Annotated in this window: 24 protein-coding genes and 2 pseudogenes; 9 read left to right on the top strand and 17 right to left on the bottom strand. The window is 60.9% G+C overall.

Going from position 1 to position 26,933, the window contains the following annotated elements; all coding sequences use genetic code 11:
* Nucleotides 1-4: 4 nt before the first annotated feature.
* From phnY to B0G80_RS27730, 8 genes are all read right to left on the bottom strand, one after another.
* On the bottom strand, nucleotides 5-1,456 hold the full coding sequence (gene phnY / locus B0G80_RS27770) for a phosphonoacetaldehyde dehydrogenase (RefSeq protein WP_116121242.1): 1,452 nt from the start codon (nucleotides 1,454-1,456) through the stop codon (nucleotides 5-7).
* Nucleotides 1,453-2,724 carry a phosphonoacetate hydrolase gene (phnA, locus tag B0G80_RS27765; RefSeq protein WP_116121241.1) on the bottom strand — a complete coding sequence of 424 codons (1,272 nt, stop codon included), beginning with the start codon at nucleotides 2,722-2,724 and terminating at the stop codon, nucleotides 1,453-1,455. Before phnA ends, phnY begins: the two co-directional genes overlap by 4 nt.
* Nucleotides 2,725-2,780: 56 nt before the next feature.
* On the bottom strand, nucleotides 2,781-3,515 hold the full coding sequence (locus tag B0G80_RS27760; RefSeq protein ID WP_116123736.1) for a phosphonate utilization associated transcriptional regulator: 735 nt from the start codon (nucleotides 3,513-3,515) through the stop codon (nucleotides 2,781-2,783).
* An 82-nt stretch (nucleotides 3,516-3,597) separates the two neighbouring features.
* The gene (gene phnV / locus B0G80_RS27755; protein ID WP_106286409.1) at nucleotides 3,598-4,461 is read right to left on the bottom strand and encodes a 2-aminoethylphosphonate ABC transport system, membrane component PhnV; all 864 of its coding nucleotides are present in this window, start codon (nucleotides 4,459-4,461) and stop codon (nucleotides 3,598-3,600) included.
* Nucleotides 4,451-5,404, bottom strand: coding sequence for a 2-aminoethylphosphonate ABC transporter permease subunit (locus B0G80_RS27750; protein WP_116121240.1), 954 nt, complete (start codon nucleotides 5,402-5,404; stop codon nucleotides 4,451-4,453). Before B0G80_RS27750 ends, phnV begins: the two co-directional genes overlap by 11 nt.
* Nucleotides 5,382-6,482 (bottom strand): 2-aminoethylphosphonate ABC transport system ATP-binding subunit PhnT, encoded by a 1,101-nt coding sequence (gene phnT, locus B0G80_RS27745; protein WP_116121239.1) that lies wholly within the window; start codon nucleotides 6,480-6,482, stop codon nucleotides 5,382-5,384. The genes B0G80_RS27750 and phnT overlap by 23 nt, the downstream gene beginning before the upstream one ends.
* A 124-nt stretch (nucleotides 6,483-6,606) precedes the next feature.
* The gene (phnS, locus tag B0G80_RS27740) at nucleotides 6,607-7,695 is read right to left on the bottom strand and encodes a 2-aminoethylphosphonate ABC transporter substrate-binding protein (protein WP_106286411.1); all 1,089 of its coding nucleotides are present in this window, start codon (nucleotides 7,693-7,695) and stop codon (nucleotides 6,607-6,609) included.
* Nucleotides 7,696-8,447: 752 nt separating this feature from the next.
* The gene (locus B0G80_RS27730; RefSeq protein ID WP_106286413.1) at nucleotides 8,448-9,203 is read right to left on the bottom strand and encodes a DeoR/GlpR family DNA-binding transcription regulator; all 756 of its coding nucleotides are present in this window, start codon (nucleotides 9,201-9,203) and stop codon (nucleotides 8,448-8,450) included.
* An 816-nt stretch (nucleotides 9,204-10,019) separates the two neighbouring features.
* On the opposite strand from B0G80_RS27730, the gene glnH reads away from it, so the two are divergent.
* From glnH to glnQ, 3 genes are all read left to right on the top strand, one after another.
* Nucleotides 10,020-10,772 carry a glutamine ABC transporter substrate-binding protein GlnH gene (glnH, locus tag B0G80_RS27725; RefSeq protein WP_116121237.1) on the top strand — a complete coding sequence of 251 codons (753 nt, stop codon included), beginning with the start codon at nucleotides 10,020-10,022 and terminating at the stop codon, nucleotides 10,770-10,772.
* A 64-nt stretch (nucleotides 10,773-10,836) separates the two neighbouring features.
* Nucleotides 10,837-11,493, top strand: coding sequence for a glutamine ABC transporter permease GlnP (glnP, locus tag B0G80_RS27720; protein WP_116121236.1), 657 nt, complete (start codon nucleotides 10,837-10,839; stop codon nucleotides 11,491-11,493).
* Nucleotides 11,490-12,218 carry a glutamine ABC transporter ATP-binding protein GlnQ gene (gene glnQ, locus B0G80_RS27715; protein WP_116121235.1) on the top strand — a complete coding sequence of 243 codons (729 nt, stop codon included), beginning with the start codon at nucleotides 11,490-11,492 and terminating at the stop codon, nucleotides 12,216-12,218. The genes glnP and glnQ overlap by 4 nt, the downstream gene beginning before the upstream one ends.
* Before the next feature lie 245 nt (nucleotides 12,219-12,463).
* Here the strand turns inward: glnQ and B0G80_RS27710 are convergent, their stop codons facing one another.
* Nucleotides 12,464-13,039 (bottom strand): SRPBCC domain-containing protein, encoded by a 576-nt coding sequence (locus tag B0G80_RS27710; protein ID WP_258879232.1) that lies wholly within the window; start codon nucleotides 13,037-13,039, stop codon nucleotides 12,464-12,466.
* 301 nt (nucleotides 13,040-13,340) lie between these two features.
* Between B0G80_RS27710 and B0G80_RS27705 the strand changes: the two genes are divergently transcribed.
* Together B0G80_RS27705 and B0G80_RS27700 are read left to right on the top strand one after the other, a co-directional pair.
* The gene (locus B0G80_RS27705; RefSeq protein ID WP_116121233.1) at nucleotides 13,341-15,128 is read left to right on the top strand and encodes a serine hydrolase; all 1,788 of its coding nucleotides are present in this window, start codon (nucleotides 13,341-13,343) and stop codon (nucleotides 15,126-15,128) included.
* Between the two features lie 105 nt (nucleotides 15,129-15,233).
* On the top strand, nucleotides 15,234-15,806 hold the full coding sequence (locus B0G80_RS27700) for a GNAT family N-acetyltransferase (protein ID WP_116121232.1): 573 nt from the start codon (nucleotides 15,234-15,236) through the stop codon (nucleotides 15,804-15,806).
* Between the two features lie 268 nt (nucleotides 15,807-16,074).
* On the opposite strand, the gene B0G80_RS27695 is transcribed toward B0G80_RS27700, so the two are convergent.
* The 6 genes from B0G80_RS27695 to B0G80_RS27670 all read right to left on the bottom strand — a co-directional run bounded on the left by B0G80_RS27695 (nucleotide 16,075) and on the right by B0G80_RS27670 (nucleotide 21,082).
* Nucleotides 16,075-16,293: an NUDIX domain-containing protein gene (locus B0G80_RS27695; protein ID WP_258879231.1), complete on the bottom strand. Its 219-nt coding sequence runs from the start codon at nucleotides 16,291-16,293 to the stop codon at nucleotides 16,075-16,077.
* Nucleotides 16,294-16,388: 95 nt separating this feature from the next.
* The gene (locus tag B0G80_RS27690) at nucleotides 16,389-16,958 is read right to left on the bottom strand and encodes a GNAT family N-acetyltransferase (protein WP_116121231.1); all 570 of its coding nucleotides are present in this window, start codon (nucleotides 16,956-16,958) and stop codon (nucleotides 16,389-16,391) included.
* Between the two features lie 117 nt (nucleotides 16,959-17,075).
* Nucleotides 17,076-17,888 (bottom strand): GNAT family N-acetyltransferase, encoded by an 813-nt coding sequence (locus B0G80_RS27685; protein ID WP_116121230.1) that lies wholly within the window; start codon nucleotides 17,886-17,888, stop codon nucleotides 17,076-17,078.
* A 186-nt stretch (nucleotides 17,889-18,074) separates the two neighbouring features.
* A complete protein-coding gene (locus tag B0G80_RS27680) occupies nucleotides 18,075-18,716 on the bottom strand; it encodes a glutathione S-transferase family protein (RefSeq protein ID WP_116121229.1) in 642 nt (213 codons plus the stop codon).
* A gap of 60 nt (nucleotides 18,717-18,776) precedes the next feature.
* Nucleotides 18,777-19,805 carry a DUF1214 domain-containing protein gene (locus B0G80_RS27675; RefSeq protein WP_116121228.1) on the bottom strand — a complete coding sequence of 343 codons (1,029 nt, stop codon included), beginning with the start codon at nucleotides 19,803-19,805 and terminating at the stop codon, nucleotides 18,777-18,779.
* Between the two features lie 50 nt (nucleotides 19,806-19,855).
* Complete coding sequence (locus B0G80_RS27670; RefSeq protein ID WP_220377499.1) at nucleotides 19,856-21,082, bottom strand: DUF1214 domain-containing protein; 1,227 nt, start codon at nucleotides 21,080-21,082, stop codon at nucleotides 19,856-19,858.
* 403 nt (nucleotides 21,083-21,485) lie between these two features.
* Here B0G80_RS27670 and B0G80_RS27665 point away from each other — a divergent pair.
* Nucleotides 21,486-21,701: pseudogene (locus tag B0G80_RS27665) on the top strand (IS5/IS1182 family transposase); the annotation flags it as partial.
* Nucleotides 21,702-21,757: 56 nt separating this feature from the next.
* On the opposite strand, the gene B0G80_RS27660 reads toward B0G80_RS27665, so the two are convergent.
* Nucleotides 21,758-22,531 carry a YkgJ family cysteine cluster protein gene (locus B0G80_RS27660; RefSeq protein ID WP_116121226.1) on the bottom strand — a complete coding sequence of 258 codons (774 nt, stop codon included), beginning with the start codon at nucleotides 22,529-22,531 and terminating at the stop codon, nucleotides 21,758-21,760.
* A 318-nt stretch (nucleotides 22,532-22,849) separates the two neighbouring features.
* On the opposite strand from B0G80_RS27660, the pseudogene B0G80_RS47305 reads away from it, so the two are divergent.
* The 3 genes and pseudogenes from B0G80_RS47305 to B0G80_RS27645 all read left to right on the top strand — a co-directional run.
* A pseudogene (locus B0G80_RS47305) lies at nucleotides 22,850-23,033 on the top strand (aldehyde reductase); the annotation flags it as partial.
* A gap of 180 nt (nucleotides 23,034-23,213) precedes the next feature.
* Nucleotides 23,214-24,773 (top strand): AarF/ABC1/UbiB kinase family protein, encoded by a 1,560-nt coding sequence (locus B0G80_RS27650; protein WP_116121225.1) that lies wholly within the window; start codon nucleotides 23,214-23,216, stop codon nucleotides 24,771-24,773.
* Between the two features lie 119 nt (nucleotides 24,774-24,892).
* Entirely contained in the window at nucleotides 24,893-25,765 is an 873-nt protein-coding gene (locus B0G80_RS27645; protein WP_116121224.1) for a DMT family transporter, read from the top strand.
* 52 nt (nucleotides 25,766-25,817) lie between these two features.
* Here the strand turns inward: B0G80_RS27645 and B0G80_RS27640 are convergent, their stop codons facing one another.
* Nucleotides 25,818-26,804 (bottom strand): L,D-transpeptidase, encoded by a 987-nt coding sequence (locus B0G80_RS27640; RefSeq protein WP_116123735.1) that lies wholly within the window; start codon nucleotides 26,802-26,804, stop codon nucleotides 25,818-25,820.
* Nucleotides 26,805-26,933 lie beyond the last annotated feature (129 nt).

The following is a 26,933-nucleotide window of genomic DNA, read 5'->3' as shown; positions in this document are numbered from 1 at the left end:
GCTCTCACTCCCACGGTAATGAAAAGGTCTTCAGATTGGTGAAGCTCTTCATGGCTTCCTGAACGCCTTCCTTATAGCCAAGCCCGGAGTCCTTGATGCCGCCGAACGGCGTCAACTCGATCCGGTAGCCGGGCACTTCCCACACGTTGACCGTTCCCACGCGCAATTCGTTGATGAAGCGCGTGATCGCATCCTGCCGGTTCGTGCACACGCCCGACGACAACCCGAACGCCGTGCCATTGCCAATGCGAATCGCGTCGTCGATTGTGTCGAAGGTGATGATTGGCGACACCGGTCCGAAGGTTTCCTCGCGCACCAGCGTCATGGACGGATCGACGCCGTCGAGCACCGTCGGCGCATACAACGCGCCCTTACGCTGATTGCCGATCCGCAGACGCGCCCCGCTCGCCACCGCCTCATTCACACGCGCCTCGAACAGCTGCGCAGCGGCGACGTCGATCACCGTGCCCATCTGGTTCGATGCATCGAACGGATCGCCAAAAGACCAGGCGCGCGTCTTCTCGACGACCAGATCGGCGAAATCCGCGGCCACGCTTTTCTGCACCAGCATCCGCTTGACCGCGGTACAACGCTGCCCGGAATTCTTATACGAGCCCTGCACGGCAAGCGTCGCCGCACGTTCGAGATCGGCGTCGTCGAGCACGATCAGCGGATCGTTGCCGCCCAGTTCCAGCACGACGCGCCGGTACGCCGCCTTGCCCGCAATATATTTGCCGATCGCCACGCCGCCCGTGAACGTGACGAGTTCCGCCAACGGATGCGTGATCAGTTCATCGGCGATTTCGCGCGCATCGCCGGTCAGCACCTGCAGCATCGGCGCGGGCAGACCGGCTTCGTACAGGACATCGGCGAGATACAGCGCCGACAGCGGCACCTTTTCCGATGGCTTCAGCACGACCCGATTGTTCGTCGCGATGGCCGGCGCGATCTTATGCGCGACCTGGTTCATCGGATGGTTGAACGGCGTAATCGCGACAATGACGCCCGCCAGCGGCTCGCGCTGCGAAAACACGCGGCGCTTCTTGCCGTGCGGCGTGAGATCGCAGGAGAAGCTCTGTCCGTCGTCGCGCAATGCCTCGATCGACGCGAACTTCAACACATCGGCGACGCGGCCGATCTCATACCGCGAGTCCTGCTTCGACAAACCCGACTCGAGCGAAATCAGATCCGACGCCTCTTCGGTCCGCTCTCGCATGAGCGAAGCCGCGCGCTCCAGAATCTGCGAGCGCTCGTAACGCGTGAGCTGGGTCTGATAGGCCGCCGCGTACTCGAACGCGGCACGCACGTCGTCGACGCTCGCCAGCGGGACCGTGCCCACGCGCGTTCCCGTATAAGGATCGAACACGTCGAGCGTGCGCGAGCGCGTCACGCGCTCGCCTTTGAGCCGCAGCGCTTCCGCCCGAAAAGCCGGATGGTCCCGCAGCACGGCGTTCATGATGACGACACGCGATTCAAGGCGATGTCGAAGATATCGAAGTTGCGCAGCCTCTTGCCGCCATCGCCGCCGCTGGGCGGCAACGCTTCGACACGCCGGTTGAACAGCAGCGGCACTTCCTGCTCGGAAATCCCGCCATGCGAGCGCAACGGAACGGTCAACCCGGACAGATCGTGTTCAGCGCGCCGCGTGCCGAGCACGACGTGCTTCGTGCTGACCACGACGATATCGCCAACGCGGTCGTTCGGCAGTTCAAAACGCTCGCAGGCCGCCGCGTTGTCTAGCACAGTATCGACCCCCTGCAAGCCGCCGATCCGCTCGATCACCTGCGCGACGCTGACATCGCGCGGTAGATAGACGGTCGCGAAAGAACCGAGCGCGCCGTGATGCACCACATACGGATCCGTGATCGGCAGAATCACACGCGCGCGGCCGGCGCCGAGCCAGTCGTCGAGTACGTCCTGCAGATAGATCACGTTCGGCTCGCCGGTCTGCGGATCGTGCTTCGCATTCATGCCGTGGTCGGCGGTCAGGCCGATCACCCAGCCGAGCGCGTCGAGCTTCGCGAGGTAGCCGTCCATCATCGCGTAGAACGCGTTCGCGCCCTCGGTGCCCGGCGCCCATTTGTGCTGGATATAGTCGGTGGTCGACAGATACATCAGGTCGAGCTTGCGCGTTTGCGCGAGCCGCACGCCGGCGGCAAACACGAATTCGGACAGCCCCGCGCTATACACGTCGGGCACCGGCATGCCGACCAGATCGAGTACTTCGCCGATGCCGTTTTCCTCGAGCGTCACCTTGTCGGCTTTCTCCGCCGAGAAACAGATGCCCTTCAACTGCCAGCCGAGCAGGCGGCGCAACTTGTCTTTCGCGGTGACCACGGCGACTGCGGCGCCGGCTTCGGCGGCAGCGGCGAGCAAGGTGCCCGCGCGCAGATACGCGGGGTCGTTCATCATCACTTCCGCGCCCTCGCCGCCGTTCGCGTCCGGGTCCCAGAAGTAATTGCCGCAGATGCCGTGCACCGAAGGCGGCACGCCGCACACGATCGACAGATTGTTCGGGTTGGTGAACGACGGGATCACGCAGTCGCCCTTGAAGGCGCCGCCGCCCTTGAGCATCTTGCCGATGAACGGCGCGACACCCGCCGCGACCGCGGCTTCGAGATAATCGAATTCGCAGCCGTCGACGCACACCACCACCGTCGGTTGCGAGGGCAGCCGGTAGCTGCGGCCGTTGACTTCGATCGTGCGTTCGCTTGTATTCGCCATCGTTCCCTTCCATGCGTGCCGGACACACGCGTCGTAGTCAGTTCGTTGCAGCCATCTCAATCGTTCGACGCCGCCGGCGGCCGCAACACGTTCAACGGCCCCGCCGTTTCGCACGCCGCGTGGGCGCGCCGCAAGCCGCCGTTCACGTGCGCATGCATCAACGCCGCGGCATGCTCGGCGTCGCGCGAAGCGAGCGCCGTCAAGATCGCGCGATGCTCGGCAAGCGAGCGCTCCATCGCGTCGGCATGCACCACCAACGCGGCACGTCGAAACAGACTCAATTCGCACACCAGGCGCCGGTACGTTTCATACAGCTTCGAATTACCCGATGCCGCCACCAACGCATCGTGAAACGCCACGTTCGCGCGCGCATAGGCATCGTGATCCTCGGCGTCGAGCGCCGCGCGCATCGCGTCGAGCCAGTCGCGCAACACGGCGAGCGTGCGGGCATCGATACTCGCCGCTAGCATCCGGCACGCCGCCTCTTCGAGCACCGCGCGCACCGCGTAAATCTCATCCGCTTCCGCCAGCGACACCGTCCGTACGAACACACCGCGGTTCTTCTCGGTACGCACGAGTCCGGCCTGCTCCAGCGCGCGAAACGCCTCGCGCACCGGACCGCGCGACACCTGCAGGCGCGCCGCCCAGTCGGCTTCGTTGAGCTTGTCGCCGGGCGCGAGCGCCCCCTCGATGATGTGCCGCTCGATCTCGTCGCGAACCAGCGTCGTGAGCGAATGCCTGCGCACAACCTCAATCGGATCGACAGAAGCAGTTTGCATATATTCGGTCATTTTGACAAATTTTGCCACATCGATATGTGTATGGGCTTGCGCGCCGTCATGGCGCGCAAACACAACGTTCAGGGTTCGGGCGTCAGTCGACCCGACGGCGTGGGACGCGCGCCGCGATCAGCAACAGCGCAGCAAGCGAGACCAGCAGAAGAATCAGCGACAGCGCGGAAGCCGGCAGGTAATAGCCGCGCTCCACCTGGCCGACGACCACGATCGGCACCGTCGCGAATCCCGGCGGATACACGGTGAGCGTGGCGCCGAGTTCGCCGAGCGAGAGCGCGAAGCCCAGCGCGAGACTAGCGCGGATCGCCGGCACCAGTTGCGGCAGCACGACGCGGCGCAACACCATGGAAGGCGGCGCACCGAGGCTTGCCGCGGCTTCGCGCAGAATCGTCAGTTCCGGGCGCAATGCGGCGGCGGCGCAGCGGTAGCAGAACGGCAGCACCAGCGCCAATTGCACGAACACGACGATCGCCGCGGAGCTCGACAGATCGAACGGCCGCTTGTGATACGCGATCAGCACCGCGAGCCCGAGCACCACGCTCGGCACGCCGTTGGGCATCATCGCGATGGTGTCGACGATCGCGCCGAGGCCGCGGCGGTCGCGCCCTTCGAGCGCCAGCGCGAGCCACAGGCCGAGAATCGTGCCGAGCACCGCGACGCCCATGCCGATTTCGAGGCTCGTGGTGAGCGCGTCGAAATCGCTCGAACCAAGACGCTCGAACCAGCGCATGCTGAAGCCGTCGGGCAGGATCGTGCCGGACCAGTGCGCGGCCACGCTCGACAGTGCGACGACCAGCACCGGCAACACGAACAGCCAGAAGCACAGCAACCCCGCCAGGCCGAGCAACACGCCGCCGAGCATGCGCACCGCCAGACTGCGGCGCACCGGCCGCGCTTTCTTGTGCATGACCGGCAAAACGGTCGGGTCGAGTTCAACGGCCATGGCCCGCTCCCTTCACCTTGCGACGGTTGACCTGGCGGTACAACGCGTACAGCGACAAAGACATGATCAGCATCACGACCGCGCCGGCGGCGGCGGTCGGCAGATCGAGATCGACGGTGGCGGAACTGTAGATCGCCACCGGCAGCGTGATCAGGTGCGCGCTGCCGAGCACGAGCAGAATGCCGAACTCGTTGAGCGTGAGCAGGAAGCAAAGAATCGTCCCGGCCGCGATGCCCGGCCACGCGAGCGGCAGAATCACCTTGAACGCGACCATCCAGCCGCTCGCACCGAGACTTCGCGCGGCTTCGATCAGCCGCATGTCGAGCGTGGCGAACGAAGCCAGTGTGGGACGCACGACGAACGGCGCGTAGAACACCACTTCCGCGAGAATCACGCCGCCCACGCCGAACAGGAAGTCGAGCGGCGGCGCCTGCAGATGAAAGAGCCGCTGCAAGCCGATGCTGACTGAGCCTTGCGAGCCGTACAGAAAGATCAGCGTGAAGGCGACCAGAAACGACGGGAACGCGACGAACAGTTCGAGAAAGCGCGTGATCATCCGCGCGCCGGGAAACGGTTTGAAGAACAGGAGCGACGCCAGCGCAACGCCGAGCAGCGACGCGAGCCCGGCGCTGGCGAACAGAATCCACAGCGTCGTGCCGATCACGCCGCTCGTTTCCGGATTGCCGAAGAACGCCGAGTAAGCGTGCAGGCTCAGGCCGTGAGGGCCGGTCAGGCTCAGCAGCACCAGGCGCACGAGCGGATAGACGACCAGCGGCCCAAGCACCACCACCAGGATGAACAACAGATGCCATTGCGCCGCGCGTTCGCGACGCTTTACCGCGGCCGTGTGCGAAGCGGCGCTGGCGCTGCGGCGCGCGGCGGCGGCATCGGCTGTGGCCGAGCCGAGCGGATTGGGCGTATCAGGGGTTGATAAGGACGACATCGTCAGCCTCGTAACGCAGGGAAATGCGCGCGCCCTTCTCCGGCATCATGCCGTGGCCGCGCGGCATGGTGACGAGCACAGGCTCGTTGGGCATCGCGTCCAGTGCGACGGAGACCGACAACACAGCGCCATACCATTCGACCGACGTGATCGCGCCGTGCAACTGCCCTTCGCCGAGCGGCACGATCCGTAACGCCTCCGGACGCAGACAGGCCACGCGATCGCGCTCGTTATAGCGTGCGTCGCCCAAACCGAAGGCGACCTGCGGCGGCAGCAGATTGGCCGCGCCCAGATAACGCGCGACGAAACCGTCGGCGGGCGTGTCGTACAACTGCTGCGGCGTGCCGAGCTGGGCGATGCGGCCTTCGCGCATCAACAGCGTGCGGTCGGACAGCACCAGCGCGTCGTCCTGATCGTGCGTCACGCAGACGATCGTCAGATTCGGCAGGCGCTCGTGCAGCGCCTTGAGTTCGGAACGCACCGAGGCGCGCAGATTGGCGTCGAGTGCGGAAAGGGGTTCGTCGAGCAGCAGCACATCGGGTTCGATCACGAGTGCGCGCGCGAGCGCCACGCGCTGCTGCATGCCGCCCGACAATTGCGCGGGCATCACATGGCCGGCGTCGCCGAGCTGCACGAGCTTAAGCGCGTCGGCGACGCGGCGCGCGACATCTTTGGACGGCGTGCGGCGCGCGCGCAACCCGAAGGCCACGTTCTCGAACACCGACAAATGAGGAAACAGCGCATAGCTCTGGAACAGCAGACCGAGATTGCGCTTATGCGGCGGCACGTGCGTGAGATCGTGACCGGCCACGGTCAGCGTGCCAGCGAGGCCGTCCGCTTCGATAAACCCGGCGATGAAGCGCAACAACGTCGTCTTGCCGCAACCGCTGCGGCCGAGCACGGTAAGCAACTCGCCGCGCTGGATGGTCAACGACAGGTCGTCGAGCACCGTGCGCGAACCGAAGCGCACCGTCAGATGATCGATCTGCACGCCGCCCGGCGTAGTCGAACGCGCGGCATCGAGCGTGTCCGGTGCGGCGCCGAGCGCGCCTGGCTGAGCAAGACTGGCGGTATTCACCGGGTTCACCCTCCAACTGGATTAATGCTGACGCAGCGCCTCGGGATTCCGCAGGCGCCGCCTGATTCCGCGACGTCGCCCGGTTACGTGACCGGGTGACGTCGATAACGCGACGAACGACGGCTTACTTCGGTTTGACCACTTCGATCTGCTTGCCCGACGAACCGATCACATCGTTCTTCCAGCGCGCCGTCCAGTCGGCCTTCTTCGCCATCACATGATTCCAGTCCACCGGAATCAGCTTCACGCCCGCGATCGCCTGCTTGACCGCTTCGCCGTTCTTGCCGGTGAGCGGCACGTCGGTGCGCGCCGGAATGCCGAAGATGTCCGGTACCTTCGCCTGCACTTCCGTCGACATCAGGTAGTCGATCAGCTTCTTGCCTTCCGCCTGGTTCGGACCGTTCTTGATCAGGCCGATGGCGTACGGCAGTTGGAACGTGGTCGGCTGGCCGCCTTCGTGCGCGAGGAAAATCGGCTTGAGCGACAGGCCGCCGTTGGCTGCGTCGTCCAGATCCATTTGCAGGTCGCCGTTGGCAACCGCGATCTCGTTACGCGAGAGCAGCACGTCGAGGTAGCCCGTGCCCTTGGTGTGGAACTTGGCGCTGTTTTCGAGCTTCTTCAGATAGTCGAACGCCTTGTCTTCGCCCATCAGCGACGAGGTGAGGATGATCACCGCCATGCCGTCGCCCGCCGTGGCAGGGTTCGAGTAGGCAACCTTGCCGCTGAAGTCCGGGTGCAGCAGGTCGGCGAAGGTCTTCGGCTGGGTCTTGGTGACTTCCGGGTTGATCGCGAACGAGAAGTAGTTGTTCACGAAAGTCGCCCACGCGCCGTTCGGCGCCTTGGCGATCGCCGGCACGTTCTTGTAGTTGGCGCTCTGATAAGCCTGCAGCAGGCCGCTCTGGTCGGCTTGCTGAATGAACGGCGGCAGCGTGACGAGTACGTCCGCCTTCGGCTGATCTTTTTCGATGGTGGCGCGGTTCACCACTTCGCCGCTACCCGCCGTGACGATGTTGACCTTCACGCCTTCCTTCTTTTCGAAGGCCGGCAGCACATCCTTGTAGAGATTCTCGAGGCCGTCGGCGGTGTACAGCACCACGGCGTCGGCCGCGTGCGCCTGCATGGCCGTGGCGCCGAATGCTGCCGCGGCGACCAGCGCCGGCAGCAGTTTGCGAGCGAGGCCGGCCGTGGCGTGAAGGGAATTTGTCTTTGTCATGTCGTTTTCTCCGAAAGGCAAAAAACCAGACGGTCGGGAGATCCCGATACCTGTTGTGATTGAACGGCGGTAGCGCCGCGCCGCTTGCGTGTTGCCCGCACGAAGCTGTCGTGCGGATTCATGCGGATTGCAGATTGCCAACAACTTCGCTGTCCTCTTGTCGCCTCTTTCCAGCCTGACTCACAGCCCCGCTACGATACTCGCGCCGCCGGCCTTGCCTGAATGGGCACGGCAAGGATCACAGGTTTCCATGACAGCGCCATGACGATTTTGCCGATTTCCAAAAAATGACACAATTCGCCAATAATATCCAAATCAATTCTGCCGTCGCCGTGCGGGGCGGCGCTCGTTCAGACAACGACAAAGGCTTGCGCGATGGCTGGAACCGAGCCGGTCCGGCCACGCCTGACACCCTATGTGCCGACTCAACGCGATCCTACATGGCGAAAATGACGATGTATGCGTAACGCTTCGCGGCAGCGCAAGTTCGTGGCGAAGGTCGCTTTTGCCACGAATTTTGCGCAGCCGACACGCCGCGCCTGTCGGCTGGTTCCGATCGACGGCGCGTATTGTGCCCGGTCAATCGGAATATTGCAGCGGATGGGGATAGTGGAAACGCGGCGCGTGTGTTGCATCCGCGCGATTAAGGTGAACGACAGCACAGTGCGAGCCGGATCGGCTGCATCTTGAAGGCGGCCCGGCGGCATTCGACGCAGGGACGCCCGCCGCCAGCGGCAGTCAATGAGCGCCGCTCAGGCAATCAGGATTTCCGGCCCGTGCGCCGTGATGGCCTTGCCGAGCGTGCGCTCGGGAGCCAGTTCGGTCACCAGATAGCGCGCCGACTCGATACCGTTGATACGCACCGGCGTCACGCGGCCGAACTTCGAATGATCGGCGACGACCACCACCATGTCCGCCGCGGCGATCATGCGGCTGCGCACCTCGGCGGCCATGCGGCTGTAGTCGGTCAGATAGCCGTCCGGCGAAATCCCGCCCGCGCCGATGAAGGCAAAGTCCGCGTGATACTGCGTCAGTTGATGGACGGTATCGAGCCCGAAGGTGGCGTCTTCGATGTCGGACAATTCGCCGCCCAGCAGCGTGATGCGATTGTCGTTGCGGCGGCCGAGCAGCAGCGCGATCCGCCAGTCGTTCGTGTACACGGACAAGCGATGCCGGTCGAGCAACGCCCGCGCCACCGCCTGCGTGGTGCTGCCCGAATCGATGATCAGGGACGCGCCGTCCGGCACGAACTCCGCCGCGCGCTCGCCGATGGCGCGCTTCGCGCCGGCATTCGCGGCTTCGCGTGTATCGAGGTCGGGCTCGCGCCGGTCGCTCGACAGTGCGCCGCCATGAGTCGTGACCAGCAGGCCGCGCCCGGCCAGCGCGTTCAGGTCACGGCGAATGGTCTCGCGCGACACGTTCAGTTCGCGCACCAGCTCCGCGACCGAGAGCGCGCCGGTTTTGGCGACTTGCGCCAGGATGTATTGGTGACGTTGTTCTGCGAGCATCGACGGCGTTTCCTTCATCATCCCGCGAGGGGCTTGTCACGCGGGGCGTTTCTTGATCAAACGCCCTTCAGATAAGGGCTTTTTGCATCTGTAATCTGCACTGCATGCGGCATCTACGGTTATCTGCAAGTTGCTGGACTCCAGATGTTGGCGCAACTTCTTAGCTCACTCGCCGACAACCTACGCCGGCTGCGCGAGTTGACGCCAAGGCATCGAAACAGCTAAAGCCGGATACCCACATAGGCTTCAAGGCGTTCCCTTGCGTTCGTCTGGAAGCGACCGCATCGCGGCGCAGTTGGACCTGCCGATTCCAATCTCCGGTCGACGGCAGGATTAGTCGAGTGGCAACTCATTCGCGCGCGCCGCGACGCTGGAGAATACCCCGTTCTCATACGCAAGGAATTGAGCCCGCCAGTGATGGTTTCGACGCCGGAATCATACACGGTGCGAAAATTGTGTGAGGATTTCCTCGCGGGCCACATTGAGCTTCCGTAGCGCCCTCGCAAGCCGGTAATCGTGGCAAATGCCCGATCTCAAACCTATGCGTGTTACCGACGCGTCAGCGAGCCCCAAAGCCGCCGACTACCTGACGCCCGTGATGCCCCGCATTACCGCACAACGAAACGAGCGTTCTCACCTCATGGTTTGCACCGGCAAAAATTTCTGTTGCCAAACTTTTTGTTGTCGTATTATCCGTTTTGACAACACTTGTTGATTTCCGGGCCGGTTGTGCATTGCATGTTGCGACGCCACCCGCTGTCCGGCAGCCCTCCCTTGACCTTGTCAGGGGACATTGCCCACCACCGCGGAGAAATTATGGGACGTCGCTCCTTCCTCATGTCTATGGTTGCTGTCGCCATGCTCGGCACAACCTTCGCCCACGCTGACACCAAAGAACTCGTTGTCGGCACCGACACCTCCTTCATGCCCTTCGAATTCAAGCAGGGCGACAAGTATGTCGGCTTCGACCTCGATTTGTGGGCAGAAATCGCGAAAGATCAGGGTTGGAAATACAAGATTCAACCGATGGATTTCAGCGGACTCATCTCGGCCCTGCAGACGCAGAACATCGATGTCGCGCTTTCGGGCATGACGATCAAGGAAGAACGCAAGAAGGCGATCGATTTCTCCGATCCGTACTATGACAGCGGGCTCGCCGCGATGGTGCAAACCGGCAACACCAGCATCAAATCCATCGACGACCTGAATGGGAAAGTCATTGCGGCCAAAACAGGCACCGCCACCATCGACTGGATCAAGGCGCATCTGAAGCCCAAGGAAATCCAGCAGTTCCCGAACATCGACCAGGCCTATCTCGCGCTGGAAGCAGGCCGGGTGGATGCCGCCATGCACGACACGCCGAATGTGCTCTATTTCGTCAGCACCGCCGGCAAAGGCAAAGTGCAGGTCGCCGGCACGCCGGTCAGCGGCGACAAATACGGCATCGGTTTTCCGAAGGGAAGTCCGCTGGTCGCCAAGGTCAACGCAGAGTTGGCCAAGATGAAGACCGACGGCCGCTACGCGACGCTGTACAAGAAGTGGTTCGGTTCGGAGCCGCCCAAGTCGTAATCGTCATCAGCAGGACGCGCGGCGAGCCCCGCTGCGCGAGAGACGACTCAACCAGGAGCGGTGTGTGGAATTTGATTGGTCAGTTATCTGGACTGCGCTTCCAGACTTGATGGCCGGCGTGAAATTGACGGTGTTCATTGCGTTCGTGGGACTGATCGGCGGATTCATCGTCGGCGTCATAGCCGGCATGTTCCGCGCATACGGCCCACTCGCGCTGAACGTCGCCGCGCAGGTCTACATTGAACTCATTCGCGGCACGCCGATTGTGGTTCAGGTGATGTTCCTTTACTTCGCGCTGCCACTGCTCGCGCACATCAAGGTCGACGGGCTCACCGCCGCCGTCGTCGCGATCATCGTGAACTCGGGCGCCTATCTTGCCGAGGTCGTACGCGGTGCGTTGCTGTCCATTCCGAAGGGCTTGATGGAAGCCGGCCTCGCAATGGGATTGTCGATGCCGCGCGTGCTGCTGAAAATTATCGGACCGCTGGCATTCCGCCGGCTGATTCCGCCACTGGGCAATCAGTGCATCGTAAGTCTGAAAGATACGTCACTGTTCATCGTCATTGGGGTGGGAGAACTGACACGCCAAGGCCAGGAGATCATTGCCGGGAATTTTCGAGCGGTTGAAATCTGGTCTGTCGTCGCAGTGATCTATCTGGTTCTCACCGGCGTGATGACACTGTCGTTGCGTCTCGTTGAACGAAGGATGCGCATACTATGAGCACGGTCGAATTCCAAAGTGTCTCAAAGAGCTTCGGCCACGTGCCCGTGCTTAAGAACATCGATCTTCGTATCGAGAACGGCGAGGTGGTGGTGATCGTCGGGCCCTCGGGCTCGGGCAAATCCACCCTTCTCCGTTGCATCAACGCGCTCGAAAAAATTAGCGGCGGTGAGTTGCTTGTCGATGGTGTGAGCGTCAAAGGTAACGCATCCGACATACGCAGCATTCGCCTCGAAGCCGGCATGGTGTTTCAGCAGTTCAATCTGTTTCCGCAGATGACAGCTCTCGAAAATGTCATGTTCGGTCCCATCGAGGTACGCGGCGCAACACGCACCGAAGCACGTGATCAGGCGATGGCGTTGCTCGACAAAGTCGGTCTCGAATCGCGAGCCAATCACTATCCGTCGGAGTTGTCCGGCGGACAACAGCAGCGTGTGGCCATCGCCCGTGCATTGGCCATCAAACCCAAGCTGATGCTGTTCGATGAGCCGACGTCCGCCCTTGATCCCGAGCTGCGTCACGAAGTGCTGAAGGTCATGCAGGACCTGGCGACGGAAGGCATGACGATGATCGTCGTCACGCATGAGATCGGCTTCGCGAAACGGGTGGGGACACGTCTGCTGTTTATGGACAACGGAGGAATTGCGGAAGACGGCCAGCCGGCAGAGTTGATCGATAACCCGCCTACGCAACGATTGAAGGACTTTTTAAGGCATGTGTCGTAGTTGAGTTTTGCATCGGGTGCGGGTTTTGACTCGTCCTTTATTTCCGCCCCGGCATATCGTGGGAGACATGGCTTCCGCGCCGGGAGCGGGCGATTTTTTTGAAGGCACGTCCGCATACTTTTTCGCACTGTGGCCGGCCATTGCGGCTATGTGCGCCCGGTTATTTCCCGATCGCCGCGAATGTGAGACACGGTAGCGCGAAGACGCAAATATCTTCGTAGGGGTTGCCCAAGCGCTCCAACCGACTATTTCCGCGGTTGACCAGACGCTAGCTCGGCTCGCTTTTTCAATGCGTCATTCATCGCATGCATGCTAATAACAGTGTCCATTAGGACGCTCTGAGTCAGGGTGCCAGCAAGAATGCCGGTGAATGTTTCAGCCTGGATAAAGCGCGTTTTGCTGCCGACAGGTTCGAGAATGAAGCGGTGCTCGCCGTCAAAAAGACCAGGAAACCAAACATACCCTTTCCAACGTAGTTCTCGAACAGCCTGCACCGCCAATATCTTGGGATGAAACACCATTGCGTCTGGCCCCGTCCCCTCCACAAACTCGATGACGTTGCCTTCACGAAGCTGCCCTCGTAATTGTGAAATCTCCGGATTCCACAATGGGTAGTCATCGGTCGCCGTGAGGAGCGTCCACACCGTCTGAGGTGGACTGTCAATCAAAGTCTCTGTTTCAATCGAACCGTTATGATGCAGCGCCAATATTGCCAGGAACGCCAGGAAAACTGCCCCTGCAAAACCGCATATAACGCGCTTGGCTAAATTCAAGATGGATTCCTTGCGGTCGAAGAAGTCGCATATTAGCCGCTCTGGCATGCTCACCCACTGATCCTTGCGAAGGCGTTTGCCGATAGCGACCCGTATGCAAGCGGCATGAATGGCTCTGAACCGCCTTTCGAATTGCATATAGCGGCCTTTCAATCTTCGTCGAGAATCTCATGCAGGCCTTGATCGCGAAGCGGCAATCACCCTGAATCGTCATTCAGGCCACTTTGGGAGCCATTCCGTTGCTGCTTTATTTTTCTCGCTAGAATCACCGGCTGCAACCGGTCCGTCACGCTATTCCCGATACATCCAGCTTTTCTAACAAAACATTTTTGATTAGAAGGAAGACTCTATGTCAGGCGATTCGAGCAAACTGGATTTGGGCGATTTCGAGAGGTATATGGAAACTCTCGTGCGTGACTGGCACGTGCCGGGAGTCGGTGTGAGTATCGTCAGGAATAACGAGGTGGTGATGACGCAGGGGTACGGCTATCGCGACGTTGCGAACGCGCTGCCATTTACTTCCTCGACACTGTTTCCAATCGCGTCGAATACGAAGCTCTTTACTGCTGTCGCCGCAGGTTTGCTGGTTGAACGCGGCCTGCTAAGTTTCGATGAACCGATTCGCAATGCAGTGCCCAGTCTACGGTTTTATGATCAATCACTTGATGCGGCAGTCACATTACGCGACATGCTCGGGCACAGAACCGGTGTGCCGCGATATGACATGATCTGGTACGAATCGGATTACTCGGCGAAAGATCTGTTTGATCGCATCCGGTTCATGAAGCCGATTGCTCCGCTGCGCTCGCGGCTCATTTACAACAACATGATGTACGAAGCGGTCGGCCATATCATCGAGTTGATAAGCGGCAAGCCATGGCAACAATTCGTGAGCGACGAGATTCTGGTGCCCCTTGGTATGCACCGAACCTTGTTCACGTATGGCGACGCAAAAGCCGACGACCAGGGAGACTACGCGTTACCTTTCTCTGAACGACGCGACAGCAATGAATTTTGGCAACCACCTGCGCCGAAAGATGACGACTGCGGTGCGGCGGGCAGCATCGTGGCCAGCCTGGAGGACATCGCGCGCTGGTCGATCATGCTGATGAACAACGGACTGATCGACGGCAAGCAAGTCATACCTGAGAGCGTTCTAAAAGCGACGCTCGCTCCCGGCTTGCCGTGGCCAACCGAAATGAGCGACGTGTACGGCTTTAAAACCGAGCTTAACGGCATCTATGGCATGGGACGCATGACGGCCGCGTTTCGGGGTCATCTGTTGACGAGTCATGGCGGCACGCTGCGTGCGTTTCATTCGCAGGTGTCATATCTGCCGGAAGAGAAGATCGGTGTTTCTGTATTCGTCATAGGCGACCATTGCGCCCCGCTGAGCAACGCCATCGGCTTCGATATTTATAGTCGCGCGCTTGGCCTCAAAGAGACCGACTGGACGGCGCGGCTGCTCGACTTTCGCAGGAAGGCAAAGGCGACAATGCGCGAGGCGCGAGAACGGGCCGTGCCGCGTGCGGTTCCGAACACACAGCCGTCGCACGGCTTAGCCGATTACGCCGGTTCGTACGAGCATCCGGCGTATGGAACGTTGGATATCGCAACCGACGGCACGCAACTCCAGTTCGCATTCCGTCAGGTCAAGCTGCCCCTTAACCATTTCCATTACGACCGCTTCGACACGGCTAATGACGAGACAAATGGCGCGTGGTCGGTTTCGTTTCTCACGAGCATGCTCGGCGATATAGATCGCGCGGCGATACGGCTCGATGAGGCGGAAGCGGTGTTCGTTCGCCGGCCAACGCGACCCGATGCGGATGTCCTTGCGCGACTTGTCGGTACCTACGAAACGCCTCTTGGCAGGAAGGTCGGTGTCAAGCTGAGTCGGGACGGCGATATTTCGCTGTTCCATCCGGGCGAACCGGCCGATGTCCTAAAGCCATTCAAAGGCCTGCAATTTCGCAGCAGCGATTTCCCGGACATCACGTTTGAATTCGTTCTCGAAGAGGACGGTCGTGCGAAAGCGCTTCGCCACTGGAATGCGCATGTCGAGCTGGAGTGGCCGCGCATCGACGACTCCATCCCCGCTGATGCGCTCGAAGACGGTGGGCTGGTCAAGAGGTAGCCTAGCGTTCCCGGCAGACGGCTGCAGGTACGGCTAACTGCCCGGACACGTCGCCTGCTCACATGCTTCAATAGAACTATCCTTTCGCGATGCAACGCCTTCGTCATGACAACCTTTGAACCGGTCACATTGTCTACCCCTCGTCTCATTCTGCGGCCGCTGCGCCACGACGACGCGCAAGGGCTGTTTGCGATCTGGTCAGATCCTGAGGCAATGCGCTATTTTCCGTTTCGAGCGATGACATCGCTAGACCAGGCAACGGATCGCGTCTCACGCAAATTGAAGACGTCAGCCGACGGCCAGGATTTTATCTGCGTAGTTGAATTGCGAGCGACTCGCGAAGTGCTCGGCGACTGCACTCTCTTTAATGCAAACGAGCAATGTCGGCGCGCGGAGATAGGCTTTAGTCTTAAACGCAAGCATTGGGGAAACGGATTTATGCGAGAGGCGGCTTCCGCGCTAATCGAGCATGGTTTCGGCACGCTGAATTTACACCGGATTGAAGCGGATATCGACCCACGGAATTCAGCCTCGGCGCGTCTTCTCGAGCGGCTCGGGTTTATCCGTGAAGGACGGTTGCGTGATCGTTGGATAGTTGGCGACGAGGTGTCAGATAGCGCGTTGTATGGTCTGCTTGAACGTGAACGTGTGGCCTATACAGACACTAACTGGCGCTAGACCGATGACCTTGCCACTGTCCCTTGAGAGGCTGAACTCTCAACGACGGCGCAAATCCACTTCGGGGTGTCGACCTACCGGAATTGGCTTACCACTGCTGCATTCTCTGCCGCGATGGTGGTCACGCGACGAACGGAAGCGGCGCACTCCCCCGATTCGCCCCTTACCCATTTTGCGGCGCCTAGCCCAGACGAACGAAAGTGAGGTTTTGTCTTCCATTTGACGACTAGGTGCTCGCAAGTTGCCACCTACTTCAGCTGCGACGTGACTAATCCGACCTACGCCAGAGGAGCCTCATGCCACTTTCTCCCAGTTCAATTCCACCGGCTGGCAAACTCCACGCCTCACCTGACGACTTTTCCTGAAGGAGCAGTTTGCCTTCGTTATCGTGAATCACGGCTGCAACGGAGGGACTCAATAGCAAATCGCTACCAACCTTTTTCCTCAGCCAACTGAGGTAGCTTTCGTTATCAACGTGCAGCGACACCTTCACCCCCCGATGAGTTCTTAGTTATCGGATTGTCGGCGATTTAGGGTGTAGTCGACCGCCTCTTCCTGACCGAACAGAGCCCCAACTAAACCTCAGTGATCTAGCGCAATGCGGTAGCGAAGAGACTCAGCGAATCCATAGGCCGCCGTCTTTTTGAAGCGCTCGATCAAGACACCACTGCATGCTGCGATAACCCGCTGCGAGGCTAAATTCTCCGGGTCAACCGTTAGCTCGACGTAGGACAAACTTTGTCGCCTCGCTTCGCCCAGCATTAAATTGAGCGCTTGCCTGGCGTAGCCCTTGCCTCTCTTCCACGGTACGACTGAGAAGCCGATGTGTCCGAGTACATTCGGCGGCAATTCGGCGGTTCCAGACTGCCAACGAAATCCGATTGCGCCGCTAACTTCGCCATCCCAAATCCATCGGACAATGCTTGGCAGACGCGCGACGGTCGAGCCATCGGGCAAAGGAATCGGGCCGCCCGATGCGGTTGGGTCATCCAGGCCGTCGACAAATGCCTCCGCGTTCACTTCGATAGCGTGCAATTGTTCGCGCGCAGCGACGTCTTTACGAACATTGTCCGGTGACCATCCCGTCTCAAGGGCCGAAACGTAGCTCGGCAGCAATGCGGTCGTAGGTCTCAACAGTTCAATTGCGAGCATTTTGTTCGGTGCGTGTCAGGGAGCAAAGATTGTCAACAGTTTAAGCGGTGCCGTCGAATGGCTCAAAATAGCCGAACTTTGCCCGATGCCCTTGAGCGTCGAATCGCTCCGCATGGATCAGCGCCCGCTTGTATTACCCGGCTCTCGACACAAGCTGGCGACGCGGCCTTGCTGCCGGAAACCCATCGCCTCGTATATCGCTCCGGCATGGTAGGTTTCATCTGCAACCATGACAAGCCGGTCCGAGCGTCCGGCGGTCAGCTTGACAACCTCGCTTACCAAAGTCTTGCAGACATTTTTGTTTCTATGCCGTGTCTCGGTAATAACTGCCTGGAAACGTCCAATGCCGTCGAAGAAGAATAAACCAAGACTTCCTACCTGCTCATCATCGATAAAGGCTCCCCACCAGTTTCCTAGACCGCGTTCGATCAGGTTCCTGTAAGCCCTCTGTTGATGCGCCATGTAACGCTGCGAGCTAATGCCCGTCGGATTTGGCATGTCGGCGAGTTGCATTCGGGACCGATCGTCCCATTCCTGCTGCATGGCAAACGGGCGCACCTTGACCAATGAATTGGTCGCAACTTGATTTATCTCATCAGGATGGGCCACCAGCACCCGACAGACAGTCGCCTCGTAGCCTTGTTTCACGAATGCGTCGAGGGTCACCACGCTGTCGGCGCTTTCCGGCCACGTAAATGTCTGGTGTGCAATCAGCGGTGGTGTCCCGACGAGTTGGGCAAAATCATGCTCCAGCCGTTTCAGATCACTTTCCGCTGGTTCCTGCTGCAGGACCAGCATGTTGCCGAAAAAGTATTCGGGCGCGTCTGGTGTGCGAACGACGATATAGTCATCCCGTGACTCGACCATCCCGGTTTCCGTGTGCAGCAATAGATCAGTAGCGAGACCGAGGTTATCGGGAAATTGGTGCATTTTTTATATCGTTACCAACGAACGGAAATCGTTCTTCTGCTTTTATGCGTATTGATTCTTCGCTTAGGGCGGATCACAACGTGCTGGAGGCCTCGTTAAAATCCGGCTCCATGGTTGCGATTGTCAGCGATCTGCCGGGTCGTGTCGACCGGCCGAAATTGACCGTTGCGTACCGCACGCCGCTGATCACGGCTGCGTCCGTGACATGCTCTCGCGGGTGGAGAATCGCCGCCACCAATGGTTCAGTTTTTCGCATCCTTCCATTAAAGAAGCCGCTTCAGGAGCCTGCATGAAGCACGCGAAAATCGGAGCGGCGTACAGATCGGCAAGTGTCACCTCGCCGCCAATCAGGAACCCTTGGTCATCGGACAGACGGGTCAGCTCAGATAAACACACAGCGGCACGCGGCAACGCGGCGGCGATCTTCGGCTCGTTTGCTCGACGGCCTTCGCGGGTTGAAACTACGCGTTCAACGTATATATCCCAAACAAGCGTTCGATATGCATAAGCATCCAGTATCGCGATAATCTGGTTTGCCCTGGCACGAGCTTTCGGATCTCTCGGCTGCAGCTTGACGCCGGGGAAAGCTTCGTCGATATAACGCACGACCGCGCTTGTCTCGTAAAGATGGAAATCGCCATGCTCGAAGGCCGGAATGCGACCGAACGGATGGCGTTCCAAATGCTCCTGTGGAACGCCGGTCGCTGCGAATACGTCTACCTCGACCAGACTATATTTGATCTGCTTCTCCTCCAGAGCCAGCCGGGCGATTCGCACGTACACACTCCATGCTGCTCCGTACAGTTTCACCACTTCGGTCGTTGTCACAGGATCGCTCCATTCGCGTACGAGGGGGCGCAGTCGATAGGTTATGCGCGAGTCATCTCGTCAATTCACTGGAGTGGCATCCGGAAACGTCCATGCGCCGTTCAGAATCTCAGCACGTGGCCGATAGAGTCGCACCGTATAGTTCCATCCGGCAACGATTGGAAGGCAATTTTCGACGTGGCCATCGCAGCCGCCGAACTGTATGGCGATCGAACCGTCAGCGCCCTTTTTTGCAGTAAGGTCGTTGATCGAGTACGCGTTCGACGAGTTCTTTTGAAAATAGCCCCGTGCATTGTAGAGGCTCACCGACCAGAAGGCGTCCACGGGAACGTTTTTAACCACAAGTCGATAGACCGTCTTCCCGTCGTTTCGCGGCGGTGTGAAGTTGAGGTAAGTCGCGTCCCTGTCCGGATTGCCTCCCCATGCAGCGGCGGCTCCGAGCAGGTGTCGCACCGGGTCGACTTCCTCCTTGGTACCGAAGGCGTGCTTGAAATCTGGAATCGTCGACGCAAGAACCAGTAGCGCGGCGCGGACCTTTTGCTGACTTACCGGATCCCAGTTCGGCAGGTCGAGCTTGCCAGGCGTCTTCTGGCTTACTGTGATCGAGTCCTGTAGCTTGTGAACCTGCTCGATATCATCCGGGCTAGACGGTTCGACAAGGGTTCGAATCGCAACGGCAACGTAACGCGTGCCGACGCTCTCCCGCGTGAGGACATGCGTGCCTTCGCCATAAAACACATTCGGCACGTACTGATCCTCATTGATGATCTGTAACGCCATGAAGCGCTTGCCAGGATCAGGCATGCCGATCGTAACCGGTCCCGCATCGAGATCGAACACTCCCGACGTATAGAGCGTGTCGCGGTTCAGGCGTATGACCGTCTGATGATCGATCGATGCAGGCTCCCGGCGGTGTTGCAGTTTGCCAAGGCCCCCTTCCTTTACCAGTGAAGTGAAATACAGGTCCGACTCGGCGCGAACAAAATTGTCGACCGTCACCGGTACGGGCGATCCGCCAGACGACTGGGTCTGGGCGGCCACGACTCCCGCGGCAAACAGAAGCGCTGCCAACGTGATTGAGTATTTCATACCTGTCCTTTTGCTTATCTGATCTGGAATGGCGTCGTAGCGCAAGCGCGTCAACGCACTTCGGTAACGGCTGGCGGAGCCCATTTACCCTGCTTGACGATGTCCTTGGGCACGTACGTGCGAAACGTCAGCGAGAATTGTTTGCCAGGCGCGGATGGCAGCCAGTTCGTTTGCGGCACGCCCTTGACAGGTTGCGGGCCGATCGCGATTTTCAGTGATCCATCTGGCTCTTTCGTGAGACTGGAGTAACTGTTGAAATTGAAGCGGTTCAGCGGGTTGGGCACCACGCGATAGTCGGGCACGCCGACCAGAATCACGGACCAATAGCCGTTCACCACGCTCGACGGCAAACTGTTCGCGGGGAAATGGATCACGTAGCTCTTGCTACCGTCCAGCGGCTTGTTGCCGGCGTCGCTGCCGGCGAAAAAGTAAATGACCTCATCGGTCACATTCGCCCAGATGCCCGCGTAGTTCACGACGGTGCGCAACGAGTAGTCGCTGCCGTAGTTGCCGGTCTGAGCGCCACCAACCCAATGGTTATGAACGGGCCCGCTTTTCGCAATGGCGTTCTTCACAAAGTCCGGCACGATCTTGTCGCGCAGGAGTCTATCGATTTCGGCGCGTGCGGCCGGACCCGATGCCACGTAGGCGGCAACCGACCGCACCTGCTGCTGCATCCGCGCTGCGACAGGCGACACATCGAGAGCACTCGCGAATACGGCATCTACGTTATCGAACGCTTCCGCTCCCAACAGTGTTGCGTTGTCAAACTCACCAATGGTCGGCGACGGCGATGTCGCCACGTCGCCAAGTGGAGTGAGCTTGAACTGCTTCTGCAGGGCGAGCGCGCCGTCGCGGTCGCCCTTTATCTCGACGCGCGCGAGCAACTTTGCCTTGCTGGAATGAAGTTCGATGCGTGCTGCATCAGGCGGGATCGCAACTGTCGAGCCAGGCTTGACCAGCGCGAATTTCCCATAGGGTTTGGAAGGAAAGGTCCGCTCGTTGATATTGGCGATGACTTCGCCCCATTCATCGAGGACTTGCGCCGTATAGTAGCGCCCCTTGATTTCAGGTACTTCCAATAACACGCCGGCGTGATCATCGGTTGCAATCCACCCCTCCATATACGCCACGTCGAAGTTGGGGTTGGCGAAATCGGCTGATCCGAGCGGGTTGTACCTGATCGCATTCCACGCAAAGTCAGGCGCTGCACGGTCCACTTTCTCCTGCCGGATCACCAGGAGACGGCCCAGTAGGTATATGTAGGCGTCAGTCACGGTACGTTCATCGGGTTTCGCAACTGCCGCCGTTTGCGACTGCGAAAACGCCGCACCTGGGATTCCAATGCCGGCTGCGAGAGCCAACGCTACTACACCGCTTGCAAATACCCGCCTCGCCGCCGCGCAACCATGCATGTACTACCTCCGTTGGAAAGGGATGTCCCTGTGTTCTGGCCCTGCCGGAGCATTGTTGAAACTTTCTGGAGAAATTGCAAGCTTTGGAAGCTTGCCCTAATGCCAGTGGTCAACGACCGAGAGGACACAGCGTGTGTCAAAACGTTAGCGCCTGAACTGAGTCAACGCGCCGAGACCGGGTGACTCATAAAGCGATTCGTTGAAGGCGATGGCCGCAACCAGGTCGCACTACTTCCTAATGTGTTGACGAACAAATAGGACAGGACAGACGATCGCCGACTTTCGCCGTGACAGCGGCGCAGCCATTCGCAATGTATGCGGGCGTTTCATCGAACTATGTCGCGGGCTGACGCTACTATCCAGTGACATGGTGACCACCGACGGTAGCAAATTCAAGGCGTCATACAGTCGCGACAGGAATTGCACGGCTAGCAAGCTCGATAAGCGTCGGCAGCAGATCATGAAAACCGTGCAGCGATACCAATGCTGGATCTCGGACGAACTGGTCAGCACGCGCACGCTCTACGCCCCTGCGCTTCATTCAGATTCCACCGAAAACCCCAGATATTCGAACCTCGGAGCACTGTTCACATCGACGAGAGAACTGAGCGCTCCCACCGACACAAGAACATCGACCGTCGTTCGGCGCTTCGACACGAAATGCCACGTTGGAGGCATAGCAGGAATGGAGGGTTCGTTGCTCGCCTGACGCAGCGCTGCCAGCAGATCGGCGCGATCGGGCGAATACGCGACAAAACCTTCGTTCGACACCGCCGCCTGATCGATACCCATCGCCGCACACACCTGCTGCTTGACGGGAACGTCTTTCTCATCGGCATCGCGCGACTGCTGGATCAGTTGCGCGACGCCCGCATCGACCAGCTTGCCAGCGCGCAACAACGGTGGCAATCCCGGCGTCCAGGCCTCGGGCGGACACGCTTTATGCGCGGGTGTCAGCGCGATGAATGGATTGATTTCCGCCGGATAGATCCGGCATACCAACGGCCTCTCTTCATAGATACCGCAGCGCATGTCGTCCCTAAGATTCGGGCATGGGCCGGGATGCGTGCCCGCCAGAATGACCACGATTCTCGCCGGCAAGGACCCACTCATCGCGGCAAACGATCGACGACGTTTTTGCGCCGCCTGGAGATTGGCCTCAGCGGGCTCTTCTGGCCACGGCAGCGCCTCGCAAAGAATCTGCACTTCGTCGCCGTGCTCCAGCCAGGCAATCGCCTCGCTCACTGTCAACGGCAAACGCAGGTCGTGGCAACACTTGCCACACATCGTGCACGCAAAATCGATATCCATGTCTCATAGCCCTTGCGTCGCGCGACGCGGTCCGGTTATCCAGCTACAAGTCCGGCAGACACACACGAGTGCGGACGCCCCCGTATGATTACCGTTTAGCTGAAACAGTTGGGCTTAGTCGCGTGAAGGCGCCAGACATTACAGGCCACGACTTTTATTTTTAGTCCATTGCGTGAATCTGCCTTTGCAAATCCCGCCCTGACGGTGCAAGTACGCGCTCGACAAACTCCGCGCGGACGGCTTCCGGAAAAACCGTCAACTGGTTGTTGGCAAAGATTGCGATGGCAAATCCGCGCTCCGGAATCAGCGTGACGATGGCTCGACGGCCAGCCCGGAAATCCGAAGATCAATTCCGGCTTCGTCGACGTGCGGGACGTGTCCGATCTGCATGTGCGGGCCATGACTCACGAAGCCCCCAGCGGCGAGCGCTTTCTTGCCATCGCGGGCGAAAGCATGTGGCTGGCCGACGTGGCTCAGGTGCTCAAAGCGCGCATGGGGCGTTGTTTTGAACAGATGGCAGCACGCTCAAGTTTCGCCACGGTAGGGAACGCCGGAGTATTGTGTTACGCGTCGCGCGGCAATGCTCCCTTGCCGCGCTTACCTGCTAACCTAACCGCCTTGGCCGTGCGCGAGCGCCCCTCGAGAGATGGGGACGCCGCGTGGCCCATCAACCGAACTGCCGATGCCGCCACTGTTTCGCCGTCTACTGCTGCTGTTCCACGCGCTGCGTTACGGCGCGCGCCTGATCTGGCTTGCCGCGCCGCAAGACCACAAGCTGCACTGGATGATCGAGCTGATCGGCCGCTTGCATACGGCTGAACGCAGCGGCAAGAGCCTGAGCGGCGTGCTGCCGGCACTCGGGCCGCTGGCGGCCCGGTTCGCGCAAACGCTGGCCGAACGGCCCGAACTCGCGACCGGCACCTTGCACGACGCCATCGACGCAATCGATCACATGGAAGCCCCGCTGCCGCCGCGCGAGTCCGAACAGGCGCTCGCGTGCGCTTTCGGCAGGCCGCTCGCCACGCTGTTCAGCGCCGTGGATCTGGTGCCGGTGCGCAGCGGCTTCGCCGAACAGACGCATCTCGCGCGGCTCATCGTGCCGGTGAACGGCCATTACGAAGTCGCCATCAAGCTGGTGCGCGCCGACCAGTTGCAACAGATCGGCGATGAACTCGCGCTGCTGCGCTGGGTCGCGCGCTGGCTGGAGAAGTTTTCCGGCACCGCGCGCCGCCTGCAATTGCGCACGCTGGCGCAGACCTTCACGGACGACATCCTGCGCCGCTTCGATCTGCGTGCCGAAGCCGCCAATCTGAGCCAGACCGGCCATCATTTCGACGACGACAAGCGCATCGTCGTGCCGGACGTGATCTGGGATCTTTGCACCGCCTATACGCTGACCATGCAACGCGTCAGCACCTTGCCGGTGAGCGACCTGCCCGGCCTGCATGCGCATCACATCAAACTCGCGCCGCTCGCCGCGCATATCGTCGAAGTGGTGACCGAGCAAGCGTTCGAGCATGGTTTCTTTCACGCCACGCTCGACGCGCGCCGCGTGCGCGTGAGCATCGAGCCGGACACGCAGGGGCGCCTCGTGCTGGCGGAATTCTCGATCATGTCGAGTCTCTCGACCGGCGAGCGCGAGTTCTTCGTGCACGGCGCAACCGCGCTGTTCGAACAGGACTACGGGCGGCTCGCCGAAATGCATCGCGATGCCGGGCACGTGCCGCACGACACGCGCGCCGAATTGCTCGAAGCCGAGTTGCGCACGCGCGCGGAGGCGCATTTCGCGGCCGCGCCGGAAGACCGATCGGCGGGTTCGCTGTTTCATCATCTGCTGCATGCGGTGCATCCGTTCGAGGGCGCGGTGCCCGGGCGGCTCGCGACCGCCCAGCGCTCGTTTCATCAAGCGGAACTGCTGGCGCGCGCGCTCCATCCCGGCGTCGACACGTGGAATATCACCCGCGGCGTGCTGGCGGATATCGCGCGGCGCGACGTCGATCACCGCGGCTGGCTCAAACGGATCGGCCGCGAGTTGCCGCATCTCGCGCATATGCTGCCGCGTGTGCCGAAACTGGCGGTGCGCTATTTGCAACACGAGCACGATCTCGCGCGCACGCCGCAGCAGAATGCGCAACTGATGACGGAGATCGGCCGCGAATATCGCCGCACGCGTGTGCTGCTGTGGGCGTGCGCGGTGTGCGGCGGCGTGCTCGGCGCGGGGACGGTGCTGCTGATGTGGTGAAGTGCGCCGGTTCGCGGTTCAAACCACACTCCGCCAACACGTTCGGCCGATTGCAGTTTCAAGCAAGACGCGCGTTGCGTCTCCCGACAAGATGGCGGCTTTTCTCTTGACGCTTGCCGATGCTCGCTTCCTTTATCGCCGCTGTTTTCGTCGTGTTGTGGTCGACCGGTTTCGTGGTCGCCCGGGCGATTACACCGTATGCGGATCCCAACCTGTTCCTGCTCGCGCGCTTCGGCGGCACGGCGCTGATATTCGCGCTGGCCGCGCTGTTTGCACGCGCCGCGTGGCCCGGCGGGCGCGACTTCGGCAAACATCTGGTAGCGGGCGCACTGCTGCAAGGCGTCTATCTCGGCGCGGGCTACTGGGCCGTCGCCCAAGGCCTGAGCGCGGGCGTGATGGCTTTGCTCGGCGCGCTGCAACCGCTCGCGACGGCCGCGGTCGCGGCGCCACTCTTCGGCGAACGCCTGTCGCGGCGCGGCTGGGCCGGCATGGCGCTCGGCCTTGCGGGCGTCGTGCTCGTGCTCGAACCGAAGCTGACGGCGGCCACGGCACCGACGCCGCACGGCAGCGCGCCCACCTGGCTCGTCGTGCTGATTTCGATCGCCGCGATCGGCGCGATTACGGCGGGCACCTTGTTCCAGAAGACTTCTTTGGCCAAGGCCGATATTCGCAGCGCGAGCGCGGTGCAGAACTTCGGCGCGGCGCTTGTCGCGGCCGGGCTTGCGCTTGCGCTCGGGGAACATCGCTGGATTGCGTCCGCCACGCTGTGGGGATCGCTCGCGTGGGGGATCGTGATGCTTTCCGGGATCAGCGTGACCTTGCTGGTGTGGATGATCAGACGCGGCGACGCGGCGCGCGCGACTGCGCTGATGTTTCTCGCACCGCCGCTCGCCGCGCTCGAAGGCTATGTGGGCTTCGGCGAGACGCTGGTGCCGCTGCAGATTGCAGGGTTCGCGGTTGCGTTGGTGGGCGTCTTGCTCGCGCGGTCGTGATGGGCGGCTTGCTCAAAACGAGCGGCGCGGGCCCGACGAGTACCGCCTCGAATCAATCCGCCGTGTCCGCTCCGGCCGGCACTTTGGCGCGCGCCTTGCTGCCGGGCGCAGGCGCCCACACCGGGCGGCTCTTGCGCGCCGAATCCACCACGGCAATGTAACGCCCCGCCCACGGCGTCACCTGTCGATCGCTTTTCAACACCCACAGCGACTTACCCGACTCGACGAGCGCAACATATTCGGCGTCGAGAATGCCGTAGTGATCGATAAACGAATTGAGCGACGCGGGAATGCGCACGCAACCCTTCGAGTGACGCATGCCGAGTAGCGATTCGAGATGGTCGGGGTCGGTGGCGTGCATCTGGAAACGCATCTGCGACATGCCGCCCTTGCCCCAACCGCGCTCGCCCTGGGCCCAGCCGAGGTCGAAGATCCGCATGTCGCGCTTGCCATAGCCGCGAATATGGTTTTCGTTCTGCGTGCCTTCCGAACGGAAATCCATGTTGGCCGGCGTATGCTCGAATACGCCGAGCGGTGTGATGAAGTGGTCGTATTCGCCCGGCTGACCCGTCGAAACCGGCGACGCGCCGATCATCTGCCAACTGTCGGCCGGCGCGGCCCGAAAATAGATGAAGAGCGCCTGCACGTTGGCATTGCGATCGACCAGCACGACATACTCGCCCGACAGATCGCCGAGCATGTGCGCGCCGAGCGCGGCTTCCAGCCGATCGGCATAGGCTCGCTGATCCGCGGCCGGCACTTTCAGCGTGCGCGTGACGTTCTGCGCGAACACGTCCCGCAGCATGAACGCGCGACGCGGATCGACCACGCCGGCGGCATCCGGCGCCGCGACAGCCGACGCGCTGACGGCAACCACCGGACGATCCGCCTGCTTTGGTGCCGAGGCCGCGACGGGCGCCGAAGCTGCGGTCGCCGCGCCGCATGACGCCATGCAAAATGCGGCGCTCAACGCACGCGCCAAACGGCGTAAAGAAGGCAACGGGCGCGCGATGCTCCGCACGGAAAGTCGATACGGCATACACGACACGTCGCGCGGACGATCGACCGGCGCGAAAGACAGATGGTCTATTACAGGCTGGCCAGGCCGCTTGGTGTGGTTCATCGCGTGTTTGAGCAAACCTGATTATTATTGACTGCTCGCCGGCTC

Source organism: Paraburkholderia sp. BL6669N2, assembly GCF_003387275.1.
Classification (GTDB): domain Bacteria; phylum Pseudomonadota; class Gammaproteobacteria; order Burkholderiales; family Burkholderiaceae; genus Paraburkholderia.
The sequence above is the reverse complement of the archived record's forward strand: the minus strand, read 5'-3'. Positions and strand labels throughout refer to the sequence as shown.